20 protein-coding genes and 1 pseudogene are annotated in these 22,759 nt (G+C 59.7%); 11 read left to right on the forward strand and 10 right to left on the reverse strand.

The window, feature by feature from the left end:
- Positions 1-12 precede the first annotated feature (12 nt).
- Positions 13-2,841: a DNA gyrase subunit A gene (gyrA, locus tag ACK6D9_RS13925; RefSeq protein ID WP_412048966.1), complete on the reverse strand. Its 2,829-nt coding sequence runs from the start codon at positions 2,839-2,841 to the stop codon at positions 13-15.
- A 197-nt stretch (positions 2,842-3,038) separates the two neighbouring features.
- On the opposite strand from gyrA, the gene ACK6D9_RS13930 reads away from it, so the two are divergent.
- Together ACK6D9_RS13930 and ACK6D9_RS13935 are read left to right on the forward strand one after the other, a co-directional pair.
- A complete protein-coding gene (locus tag ACK6D9_RS13930; RefSeq protein WP_412048967.1) occupies positions 3,039-3,668 on the forward strand; it encodes a MarC family protein in 630 nt (209 codons plus the stop codon).
- Positions 3,669-3,679: 11 nt separating this feature from the next.
- Positions 3,680-3,982, forward strand: a complete 303-nt coding sequence (locus ACK6D9_RS13935) for a DUF1905 domain-containing protein (RefSeq protein WP_412048968.1) — start codon at positions 3,680-3,682, stop codon at positions 3,980-3,982.
- A 34-nt stretch (positions 3,983-4,016) separates the two neighbouring features.
- Here ACK6D9_RS13935 and ACK6D9_RS13940 read toward each other — a convergent pair whose 3' ends face one another.
- The 4 genes and pseudogenes from ACK6D9_RS13940 to ACK6D9_RS13955 form a co-directional block, all read right to left on the reverse strand.
- On the reverse strand, positions 4,017-4,439 hold the full coding sequence (locus ACK6D9_RS13940) for a hypothetical protein (protein WP_412048969.1): 423 nt from the start codon (positions 4,437-4,439) through the stop codon (positions 4,017-4,019).
- Between the two features lie 81 nt (positions 4,440-4,520).
- Positions 4,521-4,935: pseudogene (locus ACK6D9_RS13945) on the reverse strand (VOC family protein).
- Positions 4,936-4,991: 56 nt separating this feature from the next.
- Positions 4,992-5,252: a hypothetical protein gene (locus ACK6D9_RS13950; protein ID WP_412048970.1), complete on the reverse strand. Its 261-nt coding sequence runs from the start codon at positions 5,250-5,252 to the stop codon at positions 4,992-4,994.
- 101 nt (positions 5,253-5,353) lie between these two features.
- Positions 5,354-5,902 (reverse strand): single-stranded DNA-binding protein, encoded by a 549-nt coding sequence (locus ACK6D9_RS13955; protein WP_412048971.1) that lies wholly within the window; start codon positions 5,900-5,902, stop codon positions 5,354-5,356.
- Positions 5,903-6,298: 396 nt separating this feature from the next.
- On the opposite strand from ACK6D9_RS13955, the gene uvrA reads away from it, so the two are divergent.
- The 5 genes from uvrA to ACK6D9_RS13980 all read left to right on the forward strand — a co-directional run bounded on the left by uvrA (position 6,299) and on the right by ACK6D9_RS13980 (position 12,093).
- A complete protein-coding gene (gene uvrA, locus ACK6D9_RS13960) occupies positions 6,299-9,220 on the forward strand; it encodes an excinuclease ABC subunit UvrA (RefSeq protein WP_412048972.1) in 2,922 nt (973 codons plus the stop codon).
- Between the two features lie 61 nt (positions 9,221-9,281).
- Entirely contained in the window at positions 9,282-9,803 is a 522-nt protein-coding gene (locus tag ACK6D9_RS13965) for a hypothetical protein (protein ID WP_322989602.1), read from the forward strand.
- A gap of 297 nt (positions 9,804-10,100) precedes the next feature.
- Entirely contained in the window at positions 10,101-10,574 is a 474-nt protein-coding gene (locus ACK6D9_RS13970) for a hypothetical protein (protein ID WP_412048973.1), read from the forward strand.
- A gap of 11 nt (positions 10,575-10,585) precedes the next feature.
- Complete coding sequence (locus tag ACK6D9_RS13975) at positions 10,586-11,071, forward strand: Hsp20/alpha crystallin family protein (RefSeq protein ID WP_322989600.1); 486 nt, start codon at positions 10,586-10,588, stop codon at positions 11,069-11,071.
- 215 nt (positions 11,072-11,286) lie between these two features.
- Positions 11,287-12,093, forward strand: coding sequence for a DUF72 domain-containing protein (locus tag ACK6D9_RS13980; RefSeq protein ID WP_412051814.1), 807 nt, complete (start codon positions 11,287-11,289; stop codon positions 12,091-12,093).
- 48 nt (positions 12,094-12,141) lie between these two features.
- On the opposite strand, the gene ACK6D9_RS13985 is transcribed toward ACK6D9_RS13980, so the two are convergent.
- Together ACK6D9_RS13985 and ACK6D9_RS13990 are read right to left on the reverse strand one after the other, a co-directional pair.
- Complete coding sequence (locus ACK6D9_RS13985; RefSeq protein WP_412048974.1) at positions 12,142-13,431, reverse strand: DUF2254 domain-containing protein; 1,290 nt, start codon at positions 13,429-13,431, stop codon at positions 12,142-12,144.
- A 159-nt stretch (positions 13,432-13,590) separates the two neighbouring features.
- Positions 13,591-14,799 carry an MFS transporter gene (locus ACK6D9_RS13990; RefSeq protein ID WP_412048975.1) on the reverse strand — a complete coding sequence of 403 codons (1,209 nt, stop codon included), beginning with the start codon at positions 14,797-14,799 and terminating at the stop codon, positions 13,591-13,593.
- 299 nt (positions 14,800-15,098) lie between these two features.
- Here ACK6D9_RS13990 and ACK6D9_RS13995 point away from each other — a divergent pair, with 299 nt between their 5' ends.
- Both ACK6D9_RS13995 and ACK6D9_RS14000 read left to right on the forward strand, forming a co-directional pair.
- Complete coding sequence (locus ACK6D9_RS13995; RefSeq protein WP_412048976.1) at positions 15,099-15,929, forward strand: AraC family transcriptional regulator; 831 nt, start codon at positions 15,099-15,101, stop codon at positions 15,927-15,929.
- Positions 15,930-16,300: 371 nt separating this feature from the next.
- The gene (locus ACK6D9_RS14000) at positions 16,301-17,953 is read left to right on the forward strand and encodes a Na/Pi cotransporter family protein (protein WP_412048977.1); all 1,653 of its coding nucleotides are present in this window, start codon (positions 16,301-16,303) and stop codon (positions 17,951-17,953) included.
- Here the strand turns inward: ACK6D9_RS14000 and ACK6D9_RS14005 are convergent.
- On the reverse strand, positions 17,948-19,411 hold the full coding sequence (locus ACK6D9_RS14005; protein WP_412048978.1) for an NAD(P)H-hydrate dehydratase: 1,464 nt from the start codon (positions 19,409-19,411) through the stop codon (positions 17,948-17,950). The two genes, ACK6D9_RS14000 and ACK6D9_RS14005, sit on opposite strands and share 6 nt — an antisense overlap.
- A 30-nt stretch (positions 19,412-19,441) precedes the next feature.
- The gene (locus tag ACK6D9_RS14010) at positions 19,442-19,669 is read right to left on the reverse strand and encodes a hypothetical protein (RefSeq protein ID WP_412048979.1); all 228 of its coding nucleotides are present in this window, start codon (positions 19,667-19,669) and stop codon (positions 19,442-19,444) included.
- A gap of 142 nt (positions 19,670-19,811) precedes the next feature.
- Here ACK6D9_RS14010 and ACK6D9_RS14015 point away from each other — a divergent pair, with 142 nt between their 5' ends.
- Both ACK6D9_RS14015 and glnA read left to right on the forward strand, forming a co-directional pair.
- Positions 19,812-20,150, forward strand: coding sequence for a P-II family nitrogen regulator (locus ACK6D9_RS14015; RefSeq protein WP_152008683.1), 339 nt, complete (start codon positions 19,812-19,814; stop codon positions 20,148-20,150).
- Between the two features lie 70 nt (positions 20,151-20,220).
- The gene (gene glnA, locus ACK6D9_RS14020) at positions 20,221-21,630 is read left to right on the forward strand and encodes a type I glutamate--ammonia ligase (RefSeq protein WP_412048980.1); all 1,410 of its coding nucleotides are present in this window, start codon (positions 20,221-20,223) and stop codon (positions 21,628-21,630) included.
- Between the two features lie 102 nt (positions 21,631-21,732).
- On the opposite strand, the gene ACK6D9_RS14025 is transcribed toward glnA, so the two are convergent.
- Positions 21,733-22,707, reverse strand: a complete 975-nt coding sequence (locus ACK6D9_RS14025) for a TAXI family TRAP transporter solute-binding subunit (RefSeq protein ID WP_412048981.1) — start codon at positions 22,705-22,707, stop codon at positions 21,733-21,735.
- Between the last annotated feature and the right edge of the window lie 52 nt (positions 22,708-22,759).

Here is a 22,759-nt window from a genome sequence, read left to right on the forward strand (position 1 = left end):
CTTAAAGGCCTATCAGGCTTCAGGCGGCGTTTCGTCAGTGTCCGGCGCTGGCGTATCATCCAGGGCGTCGGGTGCAACCGCAGCTTCTGCCGCATCGCCCTCGACGCCATCTTCATCGAGATCTTCGTCGTGCTCCGGTTCGCTGATGCGGTCGACCGAGACCACCCGTTCATCGGTGGCTGTGGAGAAGATGGTCACGCCCTTGGTGGCGCGGCTGGCCATGCGGATGCCGCCGACCGGCACCCGGATCACCTGGCCGCCATCCGACACCATCATGATCTGGTCGCCCTGCTCGACCGGGAAGGCCGCGATCAGCGGACCGATCTCGCCGGTCTTTGAGGTGTCGGTTGCACGGATGCCCTTGCCGCCACGTCCGGAAGTGCGGAATTCGTAGCTCGACGAGCGTTTGCCGTAGCCCTTTTCCGACACAGTCAGGATGAACTGCTCGCGGGCTTTCAGTTCCTCGTAGCGCTCATCGTCAAGATGGCCGTCTTCGACCGCTTCTTCGCCGACCAGGGCGATATCCTCGACCTCGTCGCCACTGACAGCCCGGCGTTCGGCCACCGCGCGCTTCAGATACGCCGCGCGCTCGGACGGATCGGCATCGACATGATGGACGATGGTCATCGAGATGATGTGATCGCCCTCAGCCAGGTTGATGCCGCGTACGCCGACCGAATTACGCCCGGCAAACACCCGCACGTCATCGACCGAGAAGCGGATGCACTGGCCCAGCGCCGTGGTCAGAAGCACGTCGTCAAACTCGTTGCAGGTCTCGACATTGAGGATCTCGTCACCATCGCTGTCGAGCTTCATGGCGATCTTGCCGTTGCGGTTGACCTGCACGAAATCACTGAGCTTGTTGCGCCGGACCGTACCGCGGGTGGTGGCGAACATCACATCGAGTTCGCCCCAGCTGCTTTCGTCTTCCGGCAGCGGCATGATCGAGGTGATGCGTTCGCCCTTTTCCAGGGGCAGCATGTTGATCAGCGCCTTGCCCTTCGAGGTGGGCGTACCGATCGGCAGCCGCCAGACCTTCTCCTTGTAGACAATGCCACGCGAAGAGAAGAACAGCACAGGCGTATGCGTGTTGGCGACAAACAGCCGTGTGACGAAATCCTCGTCGCGCGTCGACATGCCCGAACGGCCCTTGCCGCCGCGTCGCTGCGCCCGGTAGGTGGCAAGCGGCACGCGCTTGATGTAACCGGCATGGCTGACGGTGACCACCATGTCTTCGCGGGCAATCAGGTCCTCGTCGTCCATGTCCGCGCCACCCTCGGTAATCTGGGTGCGGCGCGGAACGCCGAATTCGTCGCGAACCGCGATGAGTTCGTCCTTGACGATCTGCTGCACCCGGTTCCGGGACGCGAGAATCTCAAGGAAGTCCTTGATTTCATCACCGATCTTGCCGAGTTCATCGCCGATTTCATCACGGCCGAGTGCCGTCAGGCGGGCCAGGCGCAATTCGAGAATGGCGCGCGCCTGCTCCTCGGAGAGGTTGTAGGTGCCGTCCTCCTCGTTGATGCGGTGACGCGGATCGTCGATCAGAAGGATCAGCGGTTCCACGTCCTTTGCCGGCCAGCGCCGGGTCATCAATTGCTCGCGTGCGGTCGCAGGATCCGGCGCCTTGCGGATCAGGGCGATGACTTCATCGATATTGGCCACCGCGATGGCGAGACCCACCAACACATGCGCTCGTTCGCGCGCCTTGCGCAGCAGATATTTGGTGCGCCGCGTGATCACGTTCTCGCGGAACGCCACAAACGCCTTGAGCATGTCGATCAGGTTCATCAGCTCAGGCTTGCCGCCATTGAGCGCCACCATGTTGACCCCGAACGAGGTCTGCAGCGGCGTGTAGCGGTAAAGCTGGTTGATGATCACATCGGCAACGACATCGCGCTTGAGTTCGACCACCACGCGGTAGCCCTGGCGATCGGATTCGTCTCGCAGGTCGGAAATGCCCTCGATGCGCTTGTCGCGCACCAGTTCGGCCATCTTCTCGATCATCGTCGCCTTGTTCACCTGGTAGGGAACCTCGGTGATGATGATGGCTTCACGGTCGTTGCGCATCGGCTCAACATGAACCTTGCCGCGCATCATCACTGATCCACGGCCGGTCTCGAACGCCTGGCGGATGCCGGCCTGGCCTAAAATGATGCCTGACGTCGGAAAATCCGGCCCGGGGATGATCTGCATCAGCTCGATAAGATCAATCGCCGGATTTTCCATGATCGCCACGGCGCCATTGACCACCTCGACCAGATTGTGCGGCGGGATGTTGGTGGCCATGCCGACGGCGATGCCGCCCGCGCCATTGACCAGCAAGGTGGGGAACCGAGCCGGCAAGACTTTCGGCTCGCGGCCGGAGGAATCGTAGGTTTCCTGGAAATCGACCGTATCCTTGTCGATGTCCTCGAGCATTTCGTGGGCAAGCTTGGCCAGCCGCGATTCGGTATACCGCATGGCTGCCGGCGGGTCCCCGTCGATCGAGCCGAAATTGCCCTGCCCATCGATCAGCATAGCGCTCATCGACCAATGCTGCGCCATCCGCACCATGGCGTCATAAATCGACTGGTCGCCGTGCGGGTGATATTTACCCATCACGTCACCGACGATACGCGACGATTTCACGTATTTGCGGTTCCAGTGATAACCGCCCTCATGCATGGCATAGAGAATTCGGCGGTGCACGGGCTTAAGCCCGTCACGCACGTCCGGCAGCGCCCGGCTGACGATCACGCTCATGGCGTAATCGAGATAGGAGCGCTGCATTTCATCGATAATCGAAACCGGTTGAATGCCTGGCGTAATCGGTCCGGCGGGTGTTTTCTGGTCTGTCAAAGCGGTCCACGAACATTGAATGGAATCATTAGCGCCTTATAGCCGAAACCCGACCGCGTCGCCAATTTTCACGCCCGGATTCGGGCTTTATCGCAACATTCTCCACTGCCGTGGGCTAGATCGGGGGTTTCGATCGTCGCCGTGGTATCGTAAGCCGGTTGAAAGCACCGGTTTTCAAGGCGCGCGGGGGATGTCGCATGAATGTCGAACTGATCATAAATGCCTTTGTCACCATCATCGTCATGTTCGACCCGCCGGGACTGGCGGCGATTTTTCTCGGCCTGACAACCGGCATGACCCGCAGCCAGCGCCTGCAGGTAGCGTTGCGCGGCACCATCACCAGCGCCGGCATCCTGATAGTGTTCGCCATTGCCGGCGCCAGCATCCTCGGTGTGCTCGGCATTTCGCTCGGCGCGTTCCGCATCGCCGGCGGTATCCTGTTGTTCTGGATTGCCTTCGAGATGATCTTTGAAAAACGCCACGAGCGCCAGGAAAAGAGCGCCGAACGGGCAATTACCAAGGACCACATCTCCAATGTCGCGGTGTTTCCGCTGGCGATCCCGCTTATTGCTGGGCCTGGTGCGATCTCGGCGGTGATTCTGCTGGCCGGTTCGTTCTATGCCCCGGTCGAACGCGCCGGACTGATCGGCGTCATCATCGCCGCTTCGCTGGTGCTGTTTGCCTTTCTCGTCATCGCCGAGCGGCTGGACCGGTTCCTGGGCGATACCGGCCGCACCATCCTCACCCGGCTTCTGGGTGTGGTGCTGGCGGCGCTGTCGGTGCAATTCGTGGTCGACGGCATCAAGCAGGCATTCCTGACGGTCTGACGGAGTGGCTGGTGGAACCTGAACAATCGAGCCACTTTGAAGCCGAGCTTTGGCGGGTTGATACCGCCAAGGCACCTTGGCACTTTGTCACTGTTCCCCCTGAAATCTCACACCAGATCCGCTTTTACGCGGGCAAGACCAACAGCTTTGGCTCGATTCGGGTGCGTGTCTGCATCGGCAACTCCGAATGGGCCACCTCGCTGTTTCCCGACACAAAATCTGGCTGCTATTTCCTGCCGGTCAAGGCTGTTATCCGCCGGGCAGAATCACTTGCCGCAGGCGACCGCATCACCGTTGATCTGACAACCGGTTGAACCCCGATACTGGGCCTACCCGCCTTCCGGCAGGTTATTCGGCGAGATCGACTGTCAGTTCCTTGCCGCCCCAGCCATGCTGCTTGTCATGGGCGCGGATGGTGACGGCATCGACACCGTCGGGGATGACAATTCCGGACTGGCTGCGGGTAAACGGTTGCTCGGTGTCATGCGGGTGTGCCAGCACCCTTTCGCCATAGACCTCGCCATCAGGGCCCCGCACCTGCCATTTGTCGGCATAATGCTCCCAACCGTCATCGGCGTGCCGAACGCCGACATCAAACCGGTAAGTTCCGTTTGAAGCGCGCGCAAATTTTGCCGCAACGACATCGGCCTCGCCGGCAATAGCGCTGGCAGAGCCGGCCAGCGCCGCCGTGGCGGCAAACAGGGAAAGCGCCGCAAGGCGCGGCAAACGATGAAGGGACAGGTGAAGGGTTTTGTGTGCTGAAACTGTCATGCAGCTATATTTGGCTGTCCGCCGCGCCAATGCCAATCAATTTTGAGTGCAACGGCGCCCACATTGTTATCAGAGCGGGGCTCAAACAGCCGCGGGATGGCCTTCGGCGAGTTGCAGCAGGTCCCACAGATTGCCGTAGATATCGCGGAAAACCGCCACCGTGCCGTAATCATGGATCTGCGGCTCGCGCACGAATTCGACACCGGCGGCATTCAGCCGGGCGAAATCACTGGCAAAATCATCGGTGTTGAGAAACATGAACACACGCCCACCGGTCTGGTTGCCGACAAACGGTTCCTGCTCCGGCCTGGACGCCCGCGCCAGCACGATCGAGGCACCCTGCCCGCCCTTGGGCCGCACCACCACCCAGCGCTTGTCCTGTTCAGCCTGATAGGTTGTCTTCGATGAGATCGAAGCCGAGCACGCCGCAGTAAAAGCCAATGGCTTCGTCATAATCGCGCACCACGAGGGCAACATGGGTAATGGACTGGCGCAAATCTGTCTCCCGTATCCCCGCAGGGCTGACTTGCCTGCAAAATCAGCGGATGGGCATCAGCGTGCCTTGAGGATTCGCTGCCAGATGGTTCCGCCGAGATATTTTCCACAGAGCCAGAAATAGGCCACGATCAGGGCAAACGCCACCAGCGCCGACATCCCGTTCAACTGGAACCCCGCGCTGCTTGTTTCACCGGTGACGGTGCCGACCAGATAACCAATGACAAAAAACGCGGTGAAGAAATCAAGCACCGCCGCCAGAATGATCCGCCACCGCGATACGGGCGCTTGTCGCGATGGTGTCTGTTCTTCTGCCATGGTCATTGTCCTCCCCACTGTTCAGCTCGGCGCGCGCCGCATGAGCGGAGCGCCCGAACCAAAACCGGACTGACACAGCGACCTTACAGTCAAGCCGTTGATCAGAACGGAATGTCGTCGTCGAGATCGCGGGATCCGCCACCACCACCGGCGCCGCCGCCAAATCCGCCGCCGGCACCACCGCCGCCACCGCGACCGCCACCACCCGAGGGAGCCCCGCCGCCGAAATCACCGCCATAATCGCCGCCGCCGCCACTACGGCTCCCGCCGCCACCACCACCACCACCACCGCCTTCATTGCGGCCGTCAAGCATCGTCAGGTTGCCGTTAAAGCCCTGCAGCACCACTTCGGTGGAGTATTTGTCCTGACCCGACTGGTCGGTCCATTTGCGGGTCTGCAACTGGCCCTCGATATAGACCTTCGAGCCCTTCTTGAGATAGCTTTCGGCGATCTTGCACAGACCTTCGTTGAATATGACAACCCGGTGCCATTCGGTCTTTTCGCGCCGCTCGCCGGTATTCTTGTCGCGCCAGCTCTCCGAAGTGGCAATCGACAGATTGGCGATCGGACGACCGTCCTGGGTGCGCCGGATCTCCGGATCGGCGCCCAGATTGCCAATGAGTATGACCTTGTTGACGCTGCCCGCCATGATTTTTCACCTTCCAACACTTCAGGCGGCTCTGCGCCGCCCCGTCCAAATCAAGGGTACCTTACAGGATCGCCTATTCCCCCGTCCTGCCGGTCAGGACAATCCACAGGCCTTTTTTGTTCTTTATTTGTTCTATGGTTCATGCCATTTTTTGTCAAGAGAGTCGCGACAGCACCGCCAGCAACGCCGGCGGCATCTCGACATTGCGCGACGGGTGATTATGTATGGAGACTAGAGGCCGCCGGATCTATTGTCGTGCGCGGTAAGTAAGATGAGCGCATGTGCGGCTTCCGCCGATGGTTCGAAAGAAGCGGACATGCAAGACTTTCAAGCATCAGGGCAGCTTGATCGCGTTCCGGCGAACGCGCGGCGCTCTGGGGTCAAATCGGCGGCGTCATGACGGAACTGAAATCCATTACCATTCGCGGGGCCCGCGAGCACAATCTCAAGAATGTCGATCTCGATCTGCCGCGCAACAGCCTGATCGTGATGACCGGGCTGTCGGGCTCGGGCAAATCCTCGCTGGCATTCGACACCATCTATGCCGAGGGTCAGCGCCGCTATGTCGAGAGCCTGTCGGCTTACGCGCGGCAGTTTCTCGAGATGATGCAGAAGCCCGATGTCGACCAGATCGACGGGCTGTCGCCGGCAATTTCAATCGAGCAGAAGACCACCAGCCGCAACCCGCGCTCCACGGTCGGCACGGTGACTGAGATCTATGACTACATGCGGCTGTTGTTTGCGCGCGTCGGCGTGCCCTATTCGCCCGCCACCGGGCTGCCGATTGAAAGCCAGACCATCAGCCAGATGGTTGACCGGGTGCTGACGCTGGAAGAAGGCACGCGGCTCTACGTGCTGGCGCCGGTGGTGCGCGGTCGCAAGGGCGAGTACCGCAAGGAACTGGCCGAGTTCATGAAAAAGGGCTTTCAGCGCGTCAAGATCGACGGCCAGTATTACGAAATCGGCGACGCACCGACGCTCGACAAGAAATACAAGCACGACATCGACATTGTCGTCGACCGCATCGTCGTGCGACCCGACATCTCGGCACGGCTGGCCGACAGTCTGGAAACCTGTCTGCGGCTGGCTGATGGCCTGGCGATTGCCGAGTTCGCCGACAAGCCGCTGCCCGACAGCGAGACCTCGGGAGGCGGCTCGGCCAACAAGTCCAAGAATGAAACCCATGAGCGAATGCTGTTTTCGGAGAAATTCGCCTGCCCGGTCTCCGGCTTCACCATTTCCGAGATCGAGCCACGGCTGTTTTCCTTCAACAACCCGCATGGCGCCTGCCCGACCTGTGACGGGCTTGGCTCGCAGAAGAAAATCGACGAGGCACTGATCATCCCCGAGCCGCACCTGACCCTGCGCGGCGGCGCGGTGGCGCCCTGGGCCAAGTCGAGTTCACCTTATTACACCCAGACGCTGGAAGCACTGGGCAAGCATTTCGGCTTCAAGCTGGGTGATCGCTGGGCCGATCTGCCGGCGGAAGGCCAGAAGGCCATTCTGCGCGGCACCAGCGACAAGATCGCCTTCAAATATGATGACGGCCTGCGCTCCTACACCACGTCGAAGAATTTCGAGGGCATCATCCCCAATCTCGAGCGGCGCTGGAAGGAAACCGACAGCGCCTGGGCGCGCGAGGAAATCGAGCGCTACATGTCCAATGCCCCCTGCCCGGCCTGCGACGGCTACCGGTTGAAGTCTGAGGCCCGCGCGGTCAAGATCGACGGCCGCCACATTGGCGAAGTTACCGAGCTGTCGATCCGCAACGCCGGCGAGTGGTTTTCGGATCTGCCCGCCCGTCTCAACGACAAGCAGAACGAGATTGCTGTCCGGATTCTCAAGGAAATCCGCGACCGGCTGAAATTCCTCAACGATGTCGGGCTCGATTACCTGACGCTGTCGCGCAATTCAGGCTCGCTGTCAGGCGGCGAAAGCCAGCGTATCCGGCTTGCCTCGCAGATCGGCTCCGGGCTAACCGGCGTGCTCTATGTGCTCGACGAGCCCTCGATCGGCCTGCACCAGCGCGACAATGCCCGGCTTCTCGAAACGCTCAAGCATCTGCGTGATATCGGCAATACGGTGATCGTCGTCGAACATGACGAGGACGCAATCCTGACTGCCGATTATGTGGTTGATATCGGCCCGCATGCCGGCATTCATGGCGGCGAGATCATCGCCCAGGGCACGCCCGGTGACATCATGGCCAATCCACGCTCGATCACCGGCAAATACCTCTCCGGTGAATGGGAAGTGGCAGTGCCGGCCGAGCGCCGCAAGGCCAAGAAGAATAAAGAACTCAAGGTCATCGGCGCCCGCGGCAACAACCTCAAGAATGTCACCGCGTCGATTCCGCTTGGCCTGTTTACGGCGGTGACCGGCGTATCGGGCGGCGGCAAGTCGACCTTCCTGATCGAGACGCTCTACAAGGCGGCGGCACGGCGGGTGATGGGCGCGCGCGAAAATCCTGCCGAGCACGACCGCATCGACGGTTTCGAGCACATCGACAAGGTGATCGACATCGACCAGTCGCCGATTGGCCGCACGCCGCGTTCCAACCCCGCCACCTATACCGGTGCCTTCACGCCGATCCGCGACTGGTTTGCGGGCCTGCCGGAATCCAAGGCGCGCGGCTACCAGCCGGGCCGCTTCTCGTTCAACGTCAAGGGCGGCCGCTGCGAGGCCTGCCAGGGCGATGGCGTCATCAAGATCGAGATGCATTTTTTGCCCGATGTCTACGTCACCTGCGATGTCTGCCACGGCAAACGCTACAACCGCGAGACTCTTGACGTCACCTTCAAGCAGAAATCGATTGCCGACGTGCTCGACATGACGGTCGAGGAAGGCGTCGAGTTCTTTGCCGCCGTCCCTGCCGTGCGTGACAAGCTGCAGGCGCTGCAGGGCGTGGGTCTCGGCTATATCAAGGTCGGTCAGCAGGCGACCACGCTCTCGGGCGGCGAAGCCCAGCGCGTCAAGCTCGCCAAGGAACTGTCAAAACGTTCGACCGGGCGCACGCTCTACATTCTCGACGAACCGACCACGGGGCTGCATTTCCATGATGTGGCCAAGCTTCTCGAAGTGCTGCACGAACTGGTCGATCAGGGCAATTCGGTGGTGGTGATCGAGCACAATCTCGAAGTCATCAAGACCGCCGACTGGGTAATTGATCTCGGCCCCGAAGGCGGCGACGGCGGCGGCGAGATCGTCGCCGAAGGCACGCCCGAAGACATCGTCAAGGTCAAGCGCAGCTACACCGGCGGCTTCCTCAAGGACCTGCTCGAACGGAGGCCGGGAAAACGGGTGGAGGCGGCGGAGTAGGCAAAGTGCTAGAAGTTTGCAGGAACCGCTAGGCGAAGTAAGCCGTGATGAGGATGATGCTTTGACTGAGGATGACCTATGCCGGTATTTTGCCGAGCATTTTGCGAGATCGGACGATTTCAAGAATTGGGTCCTCAGTCGGACTAAATTCGCCAGCGGCCGATTTTCGACGAGGCTTCTCAAGGAAGAGCAAATTCTTGCACGGCCTAAAGTCTTGCCGGATAGATGGTGGAGACACTGGTTTTGGAAAATTCCGGAACTCGGCAAAGAGCATGAAACCGACATCTTTCTGGTCTTGGAAAATGCAATTGATGGAATGCGCTTTGCGCTTCACATCGAAAATAAATTTGGAGGCCAACTTGGCCCGGGTCAGGCTGCGAGTTATGCCCCGCGCGCAAAGCATGTAGCAACCAATGAAAGCCGAATTCCGCATCAGGATTTTGCTACGGTATTTATTGCCCCATCAAGCACGATGAGCAAAAACCCGGACGATGTTGCGCTATTCGACGCCGCAATCTCCCATGAAGAGATTGCCGTATTTATTCAAGAGTTCGAAGTGTTCTCAGCCCCACCCGTTAAATAGGTGAAACGCCATGACCACACGCTGAACAATCCGCACCGGCATCGGCGCCTGGGTCTTTGAGCCCTGGAACGAGGGTTTCTACCGGCTGAAACTTTCCAAGACCAAGCACTTGCAGCATGCAGGCAGCCAGAAGCCGAAGACACTCACAAAATGGGCGGACGATGTGCCGGATGGTTTCGTATTTTCGTTGAAAACAACCGCAAGGCGCTCGCAGAAAATGCCCCTTCGATCACAAAATTATTGATTTAGAACATCACTGCATAGGGCGATCCGATCGGCCCCATTCTTTGGCAATTCATGCCGAACAAGAAATTCGAACCAGCTAATTTTACAGTCTTTCTGGCCTTTCTGCAGCGAGTGCAGGACGGCATCGCGCTTCATCATGCCGCCGTAGCCCCGCACGAGAACTCTGTGCACGCCGGAATTCCTTATGCTTTTAGCAAAGCACAATGTGACGCTGGTCTGCGCCGACCACGAGGCAGATTCGATGGAGGCGGCAAGATCGTCGCCGAAGGCACGCACGAAGGCATCATCAAATTTGAGCACTCCTATACCGGCCAGTTCTTCAAGGACCTACTCGAACGGAGGCCGGAAGCGGATGGAGGGGGCGGAGTAGAGCCAGCATCACCTCACCGGGTTTGTGAAGATAACAACGTGCATCTCAACCCGGTGTACATTTTTGGTTCCATGTTTTTGCATTTTGATTTTGGTCAATTTCCTTCGCCCGGTTGCTGGCATAATTGCCTCGTTCCCGAGACAACCGGGATGTAAAGGAGAATATTATGGCAGACACAAAGCAACACCTCCCCGCGATACGGTCAACCAGCGTATTCGATGACTTTCGCAAGGAAATGGACAAGATGATGGAACGCTTTTTCGGCAACGTCGAAACCGCGGCGACCAGGACGGGGTTTCCGTCACTGATGACGGCTGGCGCGGTGCGCCCGGCTATCGACATCACCGAAAACGACAAGGCGATCACACTGACCGCTGAACTTCCTGGCATGTCGGAAGACGAAGTCGATCTGACCGTGGCCGACGGCATGCTGACTCTGCAAGGCGAAAAAACCGTCTCGCATGAATCAAAGGAAGACAACAGTGTTGTCGTCGAGCGCAATTACGGTTCGTTTTACCGCTCGTTCCCGATTCCCGACCGGGTCGATCAGGAAGCGATCGATGCGAAGTATGAAAAGGGCGTCCTCAAGGTCGTCATGCCCAAGAAACCCGGGCAAGACACCAAGGGTCGAAAGATCAAGATTGACGCATAATCAGGTTTGCCGCGACTAGCGGTGACAGCCGGTCGGATCCGCCCCCGCCTCCCTCTTGATCCGACCGGCCTTTTGAATATTTGGCTGGCAGCGCGCAAATTGCACCACCGGAAACGGGTGGATGCGCGGTGCCGAATATGGCTAGTATGAATTCGGCGCTGCCATCATGTATCGCCACGGCGATGGCGCCGTTTCTGTTTGCATGGGAGGCATTCTTGACCAAAACCGGAACAATCCGCACCGGCATCGGTGGCTGGGTGTTTGATGCCTGGAACGAGAGCTTCTACCCGCCGAAACTAGCGAAGACCAAGCACTTGCAGCATGCCGGCAGACAGTTGCGGGCGATTGAGGTCAACGGCACCTATTATGGCAGCCAGAAGCCGGCGACATTTGCCAAATGGGCGGCCGATGTGCCGGACGGTTTCGTGTTTTCACTCAAGGCCAGCCGCTATTGCACCAACCGCAAGGTGCTGGCCGAAAGTGAACCCTCGATCACCAAGTTTTTGACACAAGGCATCACCGAACTCGGCGACCGGTTGGGCCCGATTCTGTGGCAATTCATGCCGACCAAGAAATTCGAGCCCGATGATTTTGCGGCGTTTCTCGCGCTGTTGCCGGACCAGCAGGATGGCATCGCCCTGCGCCATGCGGTCGAGGCCCGGCACGAGAGCTTTTGCACGCCGGAATTTATCGAGCTGTTGGCGAAGCACAATGTGGCGGCTGTCTGCGCCGACCACGAGACCTATCCGATGTTTGCCGACGTGACATCGGATTTCGTCTATGCGCGGCTGCAGCGGGGTTCCGACGACATCCCCACCTGCTATCCGCCTGAAGATATCGATCTCTGGGCACAGCGGCTCAAGACCTACGCCGCAGGCGCGGCACCTGACGACCTGCCGCTGACCGCAGGATCGCGCAAGGTCGATGCCACGCCGCGCGATGTTTTTGCCTTCTTCATTACTGGCGGCAAGGTAAACGCGCCGGCCGGCGCCATGGCGCTGCAGAAGCTGGTTTCCACCTGAGTCTCCGGCAAATTCAAGGCCGACAAGGCCCTGCTCGGGAACGAATGCTCAGGCACTGGCCTTGGTTGAAAACTGTCGTGCGAGATGTGCTGCAACCTCGACGCGGGCAAAATCACGCCCATGGCTCATTGCCTGTTTCGAACGCTCCAGAGCCTGGGCTGATTGCGCCTTCAGGGCCGCACTCCAAGGCGCAGGCAGGCATGGCTCGATTGCCGAGAGCGCCTGCTGAAGATGCACGGCAACCTCGACAAGCCCTGCCCCGTCTCTGGCTATCTGTTCGAAGGCCGCAGTTATCATTACATCCGGATCAAGCACCGGCACCAGCACGCACGAATGCTGCAACGACGTCCCGTCCTTGCCGCTTGCGGCGGCCGCATCCGCGAACACCTGCACCAACGCGTCGAGAATATCGATTGCAGTTCCCGGATCGTTGATGCCCGGCGACAGGGCGCGATCTGCGATTTCCGATAGCGTCCGCAAGGCCAGAACCGGGTCTTCGCTGCGGTTGCGGCCCTGACCGATGCGGATGGCGCTGCGGATCCGTCTTTCCGCCTCCGCATTGACCTCATCGGTCCTGGCTTCGCGGATCCAGGCGACCACCTTGCCGCTACCGACAAGATCGCCAAGCCGGACCGCCACCTGAATTGCAATATCCGCATCTTCAGCAAAATCGGACATTGCTTTCACATCGATATACTGAACAGTACCGGTGAACCCGGACACAACAGGTAGTCCGCCTTCCGGCGGAAGCATATTGGCATAAATCGGTGTTCCCCCAAGCCCGGGATGGGTCAATTGCTGGGCAAGGATATCTTTTGCCCGATCCGAAACCTTTGAGATGGTGGACGACACTGTGCTGATCCGGGCAACCTGATCAATCCAGAAAATCAGTGTTCCCACCACCCAGACAAACACCCACAAAGTGGTGAAAAACAACACGATCCGGCCGCTGGATTGAAACACCCCGACATTGAGACCAATCAGCCCGACCACGGCGAAGGTGAAAGCCCCGATAAAGGTCGAGATCGCTTGCTTGGCCGACGAATCCGACACGACCATGGAAAAGGCCCGCGGCGTGCTGGAAGAAATTGCTGCCACATAGGCCGCCAGCATGACCGAAACTGAAAACGTCGCCACCGTCAGCATCGCCGAAGCCATGATCGTCAACAGGCTGCGGATCGTTTGCTCCCTGATGCTGAAATCGAAAGGAAGGCTGATCCAGCGGTCGACCCCGATGGCAACGACCACCGAAAGCACCGCAGCAATTCCGAACACCGCCGGCCGCAGCCACAATTGCTCGGACAGATAGGCCTTGAGGGATTTATAGTGGAATTTCACTGCGCGGCTCCATTCGATACAGCGGCATTGTCGAATGGATCTTGTAGGCTGGTTTCCCGGTCATGGCGACTGGCGCGCGCCTGTAAAGAGTACTGCCGTCAGTCGATGCCGGACCGCGCCCCATAACTTGCCAGGGTCCGGCATCAGATAGGAACCGTGCTAGCTGCGCGTGTGTTTTGGCAGAAGCACGGTCAGAAGCCCCAGGAACGGCAGGAACGAGCAGATCTGGTAGACATAGATGATGCCCTTGACGTCGGCCACCTGCCCCAGCACCGCGGCCGATATGCCGCCCATGCCGAAGGCAAAGCCGAAGAACACGCCGGCGATCAGCCCGATCCGTCCCGGCACCAGTTCCTGCGCAAACACGATGATGGCCGGAAACGCAGAGGCCAGAACGACGCCGATGATCACTGTCAGAACCGTGGTCCAGAACAGATCCGCATAGGGCAGCATCAGCGTAAACGGTAGTATGCCCAGGATCGACACCCAGATCACGGCGCGCGCACCGATCCGGTCGCCGATCGGGCCACCGATCAGCGTGCCGGCTGCCATGGCGCCCAGAAATACAAACAGCATGACCTGTGAAGCCTGAACGCCAACGCCAAACCGTTCGATCACGAAGAACGTGTAGAAGCTGGTAAAGCTGGCGATATAGATGTTCTTGGTAAACACCAGCAGTGCCAGCACCACCAGCGCAACCATGACCCGCCGGCGGCTGTGCGTAAGCGTCTTGTCCGGGGCCGGCCGTCCCACCGCCGCACGTCGGAAGGCGCCATACCAGCGGCTGACCCTGGTCAGGATCACCATGGCAATCAGCGCCGCCACGCCAAACCAGGCCACCGATGTCTGGCCGTTGGGCACGATGATGAACGCCGCCAGCAGCGGTCCGCAGGCAGTGCCTAAATTGCCGCCCACCTGAAACACCGACTGCGCTGTGCCGTGACGACCGCCCGAAGCAAGCCGGGCGATGCGCGAGGATTCGGGGTGGAACACTGCCGAGCCAAGGCCCACCAGCGCCGCAGCCAGCAACAGCAGGCCGTAATAACCGGCCGATGACAGCAGCAGCAGTCCCACCAGCGAAAAGCCCATGCCGACCGGCAACCCGTAGCTGATCGGCCGCTTGTCGGTGAAAGCGCCGATCGCCGGTTGCAGCAGCGACGCGGTGAACTGGAAGGCGAAGGTCAACATCCCGATCTGGCCGAAGCTGAGCGCATAGTTGATTTTCAGGATCGGGTAGATCGCCGCCAGCACCGACTGCATGGTGTCGTTGAGAAAATGGCAGACGCTGAGCGCCACCACCACCGAAAAGGCGGCCGGCGCGGCACTTGCCGTCAAACGCGGTTCAGATCCGGTTTCCGCGACGCTCATTCTCTACCCTTTCGTGTCAAACCTGAACGCGCAATGGGCGTTTCAAGGCTTTGATATATTGCATGTACGTCAGCCCAAATGATCCCACTTGAGCGTGACACGCAAAAAGTTCTGCATAGGTCGTGCTCCGGCCCGAACCACATACACGGCTTGAGCCGGAGACGATCATTTTCTGCTGGCTGCAGTATCGGAACACCGGATTGGATGCCCGCGCAGCCAGTTCAACAACCATTGATACATGCCTTGTCTGCGACCTGCTTTCGTGGTTTGGTCGATTTCTTACGCAATCGGGCCAAACCATGATCGATCAGACATCCAGTCAGCACCATCCGCAACTACGTGCAAGCGCCCAGCAACACCATTTGCGGTTGTACGCGGTGGAAGCCGCGACCATGCCCGTGCATGCAATCACGCTCCGTTTCGAGCCGGGTGACCACGTGCCCGAACATGAACACGGGCGGGCGCAATTGCTGCACCCGATCGCCGGTGTGGTGATCGTCTCGACGCAGATGGGTCGGTGGATGGTGCCGCCCGATCACGCCTTGTGGATTCCGGCGGGCGTGCGCCATTCGGTCGACATGATCGGCCACGTCGAGATGCAATCGGTCTATGTCAAATCTGACGCCATGCCTGGGCTGCCCATGCACCTTCACGTCACCGGAGTAACCCCTTTGTTGCGCAGCCTGAGCGAAGAAATTGTCCGCCAGGGCCCCGATAATGACGACGCCCGTTCGGGTTTGATCCAGGCCTTGTTGCTGCACGAAATCCCGCGGCTGCCCGAGCGCCCGCTGGGCCTGCCGTTGCCCGCCCATCCGGGCCTGGCGCGGCTATGCCGCAGCTTCATCAGCGCACCCTCGGCGCGGCTTGAAATAGATGAATGGGCTGCCCGAACCGGAATGAGCCGCCGCACCTTCACCAGGGTATTCCGACAGGAAACCGGGTTGAGCCTGTCGGCCTGGCGTCAGCAGGCCTGCGTGATGGCCGCGTTGCCGCGGCTGACCGCCGGTGATGCGGTCACCGTGGTGGCGCTTGATCTCGGCTATGACAGCATGCCCGCATTCACGACCATGTTTTCCAGGGTCATGGGTGCACCGCCAAAAACCTATCTCAACAACCAGAAGGCCGCCTGAGCGGGGCCCCGCCTATATAGCGAGCCCCGCGCCGCGCATCCAGCGGGATGCGCAAACGACGGGGTGAGAGCTTGAGATGCGTGCAGGTTATCACTCAACTGCAGCCATTTGAACGCCACATACATCAGGCTGGGTTTGTCGCGGCCGGTCAGGAGCCCAATCAACCCGACCGAGCAGGCACATTCAAGACAACATATGATGGCCTGTATTGCTGAGCCCGCATCGATAACTCGGCAAATTGTGACAACAACAAATATGCGATAATCTGATTCGTCGTTCTGCCAGCATTTGCGGCCAACATACGCCACCTTCCGATCGCGGGTTTACAGCGTCGGGGTTCTTGTTCACTCTTGTTACGGTCTGGCCGCTATATGTCGGGTATCATCGTCTTCATCAATCTGGCCGGTGCCGTTGCGCTGCTGCTCTGGGCCACGCGAATGGTCAGAACCGGCATCGAACGCGCCTATGGCAACGCGCTGCGCGACAAGCTGAAGCTGGCAATCAGCAACCGGGTGACTGCGGCAATCGCCGGATTCTTCCTGGCCATTGCCTTGCAGAGCGCCACCGCGGTCGCGTTGATCACCGCAGGCTTTGTTGCCAGCGGCTACGTCTCCTCGGCGATCGGCATCGCCACCCTGCTCGGCGCCGATCTTGGCTCTGCCTTCGTCGTGCGCATCCTGCGCCATGACCTGTCACTGCTGATTCCCATTCTGCTGCTCGCCGGCACCATCTCCTTCCGCGCCAGCGAAGCGCGAAACTGGCGCCAGATGGGGCGTATCCTGTTTGGACTGGGGCTTTTGCTGCTGTCGCTGCGGTTGATCGGCGAAGCTTCGATCCCGCTCAAGACCAGCGAAATTCTGCCGGTGATCATCAATTACTTGTCGCGCGACTGGATCACCGCCTTTGTGCTCGCCGGTCTGCTGGCCTGGGCGTTTCATTCCAGCGTTGCCACTGTGCTGCTGCTCGCATCGCTGGCCGACCGCGCACTGATCCCGCCTGTGCTGATCATTCCGCTGGTACTCGGCATCAATTTCGGCGCAGCCGTAATCGCCGCGGTGCTGACGCGTGGCGAACGCACCGATGCACGGGTCGTGCCACTGGGCAATGTCGCCATTCGCGGCCTTGGCACGCTGATTGCGCTGGCTGTCCAGATGACGGTGGAACTGCCCAGCAGCATCTTTTCCACCAACCCCGGTGATGCGGTGGTGCTGTGCCATCTCGCCATCAATCTGGCGGTTCTGGTTTTCGGGCTTCCGTTTTGCGGCCTGATCGGACGGCTGTTGCAGTCATGGATGAAGACGACCGATACGGGCGCCGAAACCGTTATCGAAGAACGCGTCTCGGCGCTGAACCCCGAACATTTGTCCAACCCGGAACAAGCAATCGCCAACGCCACCCGTGAACTGCTGACCGTGTGCGAACGGATCGATCTGATGCTGGTCTGGATTTTCGATGTCTACGAGAAATCCGACAAGGCAAAGATCGCACGGATTCAGGAACTTGACGACGAGATCGACCAGACCCACCGCAACATCAAGTTCTACCTCGCCAAGATTTCCGAAAGCGCGTTGGATGAAAAGTCAGCGGCGCTATGCCAGGACCTTCTCGGCGCCACCATCAAGCTCGAACAGGCCGCCGACATCATCTCCCAGAATATGGTCACAAGGGCGCGCAAGCGGCATGCCCGCAAGATCGTCTTTTCCGAGGAAGGCTGGCACGAAATCAAGGCTTTGCATCAGGAAGTGTTGAAGAATGCGCGGCTGGCCTTCAATCTGTTCGTCAACCGCGATGTCGAGCACGCGCGGCAGCTGGTGGCGCAAAAAGAAGTGGTGCGCACGATGGTTCGCCACAGTGAAGAGCAGCACATGCAGCGCCTCAGGGACGGAAACGACAACTCCTATGACAGCTCGTCGATCCACATCGACACGATGCGTGACCTCAAGGAAATCAACTCGCTGTTCGTCTCGATCGCCTATCCGGTGCTCGCCAGCGCCGGCATGCTGCGTAAAAGCCGCCTTCTATAAGGGCGCGATATGCGGCGGTAGATCCTCTGCCGTCATTGCCCTGCCCGCCCGATCGCCTGCCTCGCCGTGCATCGCCACGCCCGCGCAACTGGCCTCGAACGGCGGCATGCCCTGGGCCAGAAGCGCGCCGATGATCCCGGCCAGCACATCGCCCGAGCCGGCGGTCGCAAGCCACGGCGGCGCCCCGGCATTGACCGCCGCACGACCATCAGGAGCGGCAACTACCGTATCTGGCCCCTTGTAGACCACCACCGCATTGAGGATCTTTGCCGTTGCACGTGCCCGGTCGATCTTCGAGAGTTGGGGATCATCCGACAATTCGGCAAACAGCCGACGGAACTCGCCCTCATGTGGGGTCACCACCAGCCGCGTTTCACCCGAAAACAGCGCCGATAGCCGAGCGGTCTCGCCCGCAAAGGCGCTGAGCCCGTCGGCGTCAAGCACCACCGGGCGTTTGGCGCCGCTAAGCAGAGTTACAAAATCGCGAGCCTTGTCCAGATCGCCAAATCCAGGCCCCAGCACGAAGGCCATGAGCCGCGGGTCTTCAAGCCATTGCTCGAGATCATCTGCAGATTTCAGCGACCGCTGCATCACCGCCGTCAGGTGCGTGGCCTGAACCATTACCGCACCGGGCGGCGTTGCGAGCGTCACCAGTCCAGCACCCGCATGCAATCCGGCCGAGGCGGCAAGCCGAGCCGCGCCCCCTGAGATCAACGGGCCGGAAAACACCACCAGGTGTCCCCGTTTATACTTATGCTGCGCCGGATCTGCTGCCGGAAGGTAGTCGTTACAAAGCCCCGCGTGGTTGCAGGAGATCGGGTCATCACTGGCAATCAACCGCGCCGGAATGCCGATGTCGCACAGATGCATCTCTCCGCACAGCACCCTGCCCGGCATCAGCAGATGGCCAGGTTTGAGCGCGGCAAAGGTTACGGTATGGCATGCCTGAAAGCACGCGCCGGTCGGGCGTCCGGTCCGGCCCGACAGGCCCGACGGCAAATCAACAGCGACCACCGGTGTCTCTGCCGTATTCGCCCGCTCGATCAGTCCGGCGATCTCGTTATTTACCGGCCGGTCGAGGCCGGCGCCAAACAGTGCGTCGACAATCACATCGCCAGGTTCAGGACACCAGTCAGCGAGAGGCAGGATCTTTCCCGGGCAATCGGCATGAGCCTGCGCCGCATCACCACCCGGTCGCGGTTCAACACCGTAGCGGCAAACATCAACGCCACTCTCTGCAAGCAGGCGCGCTGCTACATGGCCATCGCCACCATTGTTGCCAGGTCCGCAGAAGATGACTGCCCGCACCATGGCCGGGTAATGCCTGAGCACGCAGGCAGCGACATGCGCGCCCGCTGCTTGCATCAGCCTGTAGCCGTCAATGCCGCTGGCAATCGCCGCGGCGTCAATCTTGCCCATGGCTGACGGGTTCACCAGTAGTGTCGAATTGATCGCCATAGGCTTTCGTCGCATCACTGGACACTGCGGTCAAGACGCCTGAAGAGCGCCCATCGGCGCGATCTGCCCCATTGCTCCGAACCACACAATGGGCATAAATTGGGCATGGTGATGCATAAATAGGCGCGCGATGATGCACAAAAAATCATCACCGCAGGTATTGGCCAATTTCAGACCGCCGGCCGATTTCGGAATAATGCAGGCGAAGCGGCTTCCTCCGGACGTGATCTGAGAGGTTTGCCGGGTTTTTCGGGCCATCTGGGCGTCAGATGAAAATATTTGACCGGTTTCAGCGAATTTCCGCCGATTTGGCACGGCGTGTGCTTTTATATCCGCGAGTGGGTTCTGGTGCGTGCGTCGGCATCCTCTTTTACAGTAAAAATGCGGAGAATTGGTTCTCATGAAAAAGATCGAAGCGATCATCAAGCCGTTCAAGCTCGACGAAGTGAAGGAAGCCCTTCAGGAAGTCGGCCTGCAGGGCATCACGGTCACCGAGGCCAAGGGTTTCGGTCGCCAGAAGGGCCACACCGAGCTCTACCGCGGCGCGGAATATGTCGTGGATTTCCTGCCCAAGGTGAAAGTCGAGATCGTGCTCGCCGATGAAACGGCCGAAGCCGCGATCGACGCCATTCGCAACGCCGCCCAGACCGGCCGCATCGGTGATGGCAAGATCTTCGTCTCCAATATCGAGGAAGTCATCCGCATTCGTACCGGTGAAACCGGCAACGACGCGATCTAATCACGACCCGATCAATGTACCCGGCCTATAGCCGCGTACCTATCGTCAGTACCAACAGGGAATATCAAACATGACGACAGTGAATGAAATTCTGAAGCAGATCAAAGACAACGACGTCAAGTTCGTCGACCTGCGCTTCACCGACCCCAAGGGCAAGATGCAGCATGTGACCATGGACACCTCCTGCGTTGACGAAGACATGTTCGCCGATGGTGTCATGTTCGACGGCTCCTCGATCGCCGGCTGGAAAGCCATCAACGAATCCGACATGGTACTGATGCCCGACACAACGACTGCGCATATGGACCCGTTCTTCGCGCAGTCGACCATGGCGATTTTCTGCGACATACTCGACCCGATCACCGGCGAAGCCTACAGCCGTGACCCGCGCACGACTGCCAAGAAAGCCGAAGCCTATCTTCAGGCTTCCGGCATCGGCGACACCGTGTTCATCGGCCCCGAGCCCGAGTTCTTCATCTTTGATGATGTGAAGTACAAGGCCGATCCTTACAACACCGGCTTCAAGCTCGATTCGACCGAACTGCCGTCCAACGACGACACCGATTATGAAACCGGCAATATGGGCCACCGCCCGCGCATGAAGGGCGGCTATTTCCCGCTGCCTCCGATCGACAGCTGCCAGGACATGCGTTCGGAAATGCTCACCGTTCTCGCCGAGATGGGCCTGACGGTTGAAAAGCACCACCACGAAGTGGCGTCTTCACAGCACGAATTGTGCCTGGTGTTCGACACCTTGACCCGCATGGCCGACAAGACCCAGATCTACAAGTATGGTGTCCACCAGGTCGCCAACGCCTACGGCAAGACCGCAACCTTCATGCCCAAGCCCGTCTTCGGCGACAACGGTTCGGGCATGCACGTGCACCAGTCGATCTGGAAGGGTGGCAAGCCGACCTTCGCTGGCGACGAATATGCCGGCCTGTCGGAAACCTGCCTGTTCTACATCGGCGGCATCATCAAGCATGCCAAGGCGATTAACGCCTTCACCAACCCGTCGACCAACTCCTACAAGCGTCTGGTCCCGGGTTATGAAGCACCGGTACTGCTGGCCTATTCGGCACGCAACCGTTCGGCCTCCTGCCGTATTCCGTTCGGCACCTCGCCGAAGGCCAAGCGCGTCGAAGTCCGTTTCCCGGACCCGACTGCCAACCCGTATCTGGCATTCGCAGCCATGCTGATGGCCGGCCTCGACGGCATCAAGAACAAGATCCACCCTGGCAAGGCCATGGACAAGGATCTGTACGACCTGCCGGCCAAGGAACTCAAGAAGATCCCGACGGTCTGCGGCTCGCTGCGCGAAGCGCTCGAAAGCCTCGACAAGGATCGCAAGTTCCTCACCGCCGGTGGCGTGTTCGACGACGACCAGATCGATGCCTTCATCGAATTGAAGATGGCCGAAGTGATGCGCTTCGAAATGACACCGCACCCGGTCGAATTCGACATGTACTACTCGGTCTGATTGATCAAACCGGGCTGCCCAGGCGGCCCGGCACACTCAAAAAAACCGGCGGAACCAATCTGGCTCCGCCGGTTTTTTATTGGCCGTGGCCGAGGATGAAGATCAGTTCTTCCGCCGCTGCTTGAGGAGGTCGAGATATTCCTCATTGCTGTCTGCAGGCGCCCCTTCGGCAGCTTTTGTGCATTTGGGCGCATAATCCAGCGCCATCCCGGCCTTGACGCAAGAGCCCACTTTCCAGCCTGGTGGCAGTGCGGTCAGGTCCACCGATGTCCATTTCTGGTGGCCTGTCTCACGCAACTGCCCCATGCCATTGAGCACCAAGCTGGAGAAATCCGAAACAGTGGTGCAGCTGTCGCGGTGGTAGGCGTTTTTGGCGGGATCATAATCATAGGTCATCAGCACCGCCTTGACCGCGATCAGATCGACCGGCCCGGTCTGGAAGGCGTAGGTATCAGCCGGAATGGCAGCCTTGGTGTAGGTCGCCAGCAACGGCGCCTCGGTGATCGGCAGCAGATGGAATTTGTCCGGATCGATATCGGCATCGACAAACAGTGAAGCCGGCGCGCCGGCGACATAGAAGAAGGCGTCGATCTCGCCGGCTTTGAGTTTTTCAAGCGCCTGATCCGGATTGAGCGGCAGCCGCTCCGCGGCCTCGACCTGCAGGATGTCGAGCACCAGCGATGCGGTTAGAAACGTTCCGCTGTCCTTGACGCCAATGGCTACCCTCTGACCTTCGAGGTCCCTGATCCCGCCGAGCCCGGCACGCGCCAGAATATGAACTTCCTCGTTATAGAGCGGGAACATGATCCGCACGCCGCGCACGGCATCCTGGATTTCGGAATCATTGGCCTCGAAGGTTTTCAGATACTCCAGAACGTCACTTTGGACGATGCCGAACTGGGTATTGCGCCGCTTGCGGACACCAACGAAATTCTCAAGCGAACCTGCGCTTTCCAGCACGTTCAATTTCAGCCCGCATTGCGCGCCAAGGGCGGCGATGTCACTGCCGATCCGGATATAAGTGCCGGTCGGCCCGCCGGTCATGATGTTGCGCTCGAATTCTGCCGATTGGCTCACGCCGGCAGCAAGCAACCATGCGCAGACGACCCAAAACAAGCCTCGAAGAGTG

It is taken from the genome of Hoeflea sp. Naph1 (assembly GCF_046837775.1).
GTDB lineage: Bacteria > Pseudomonadota > Alphaproteobacteria > Rhizobiales > Rhizobiaceae > Hoeflea.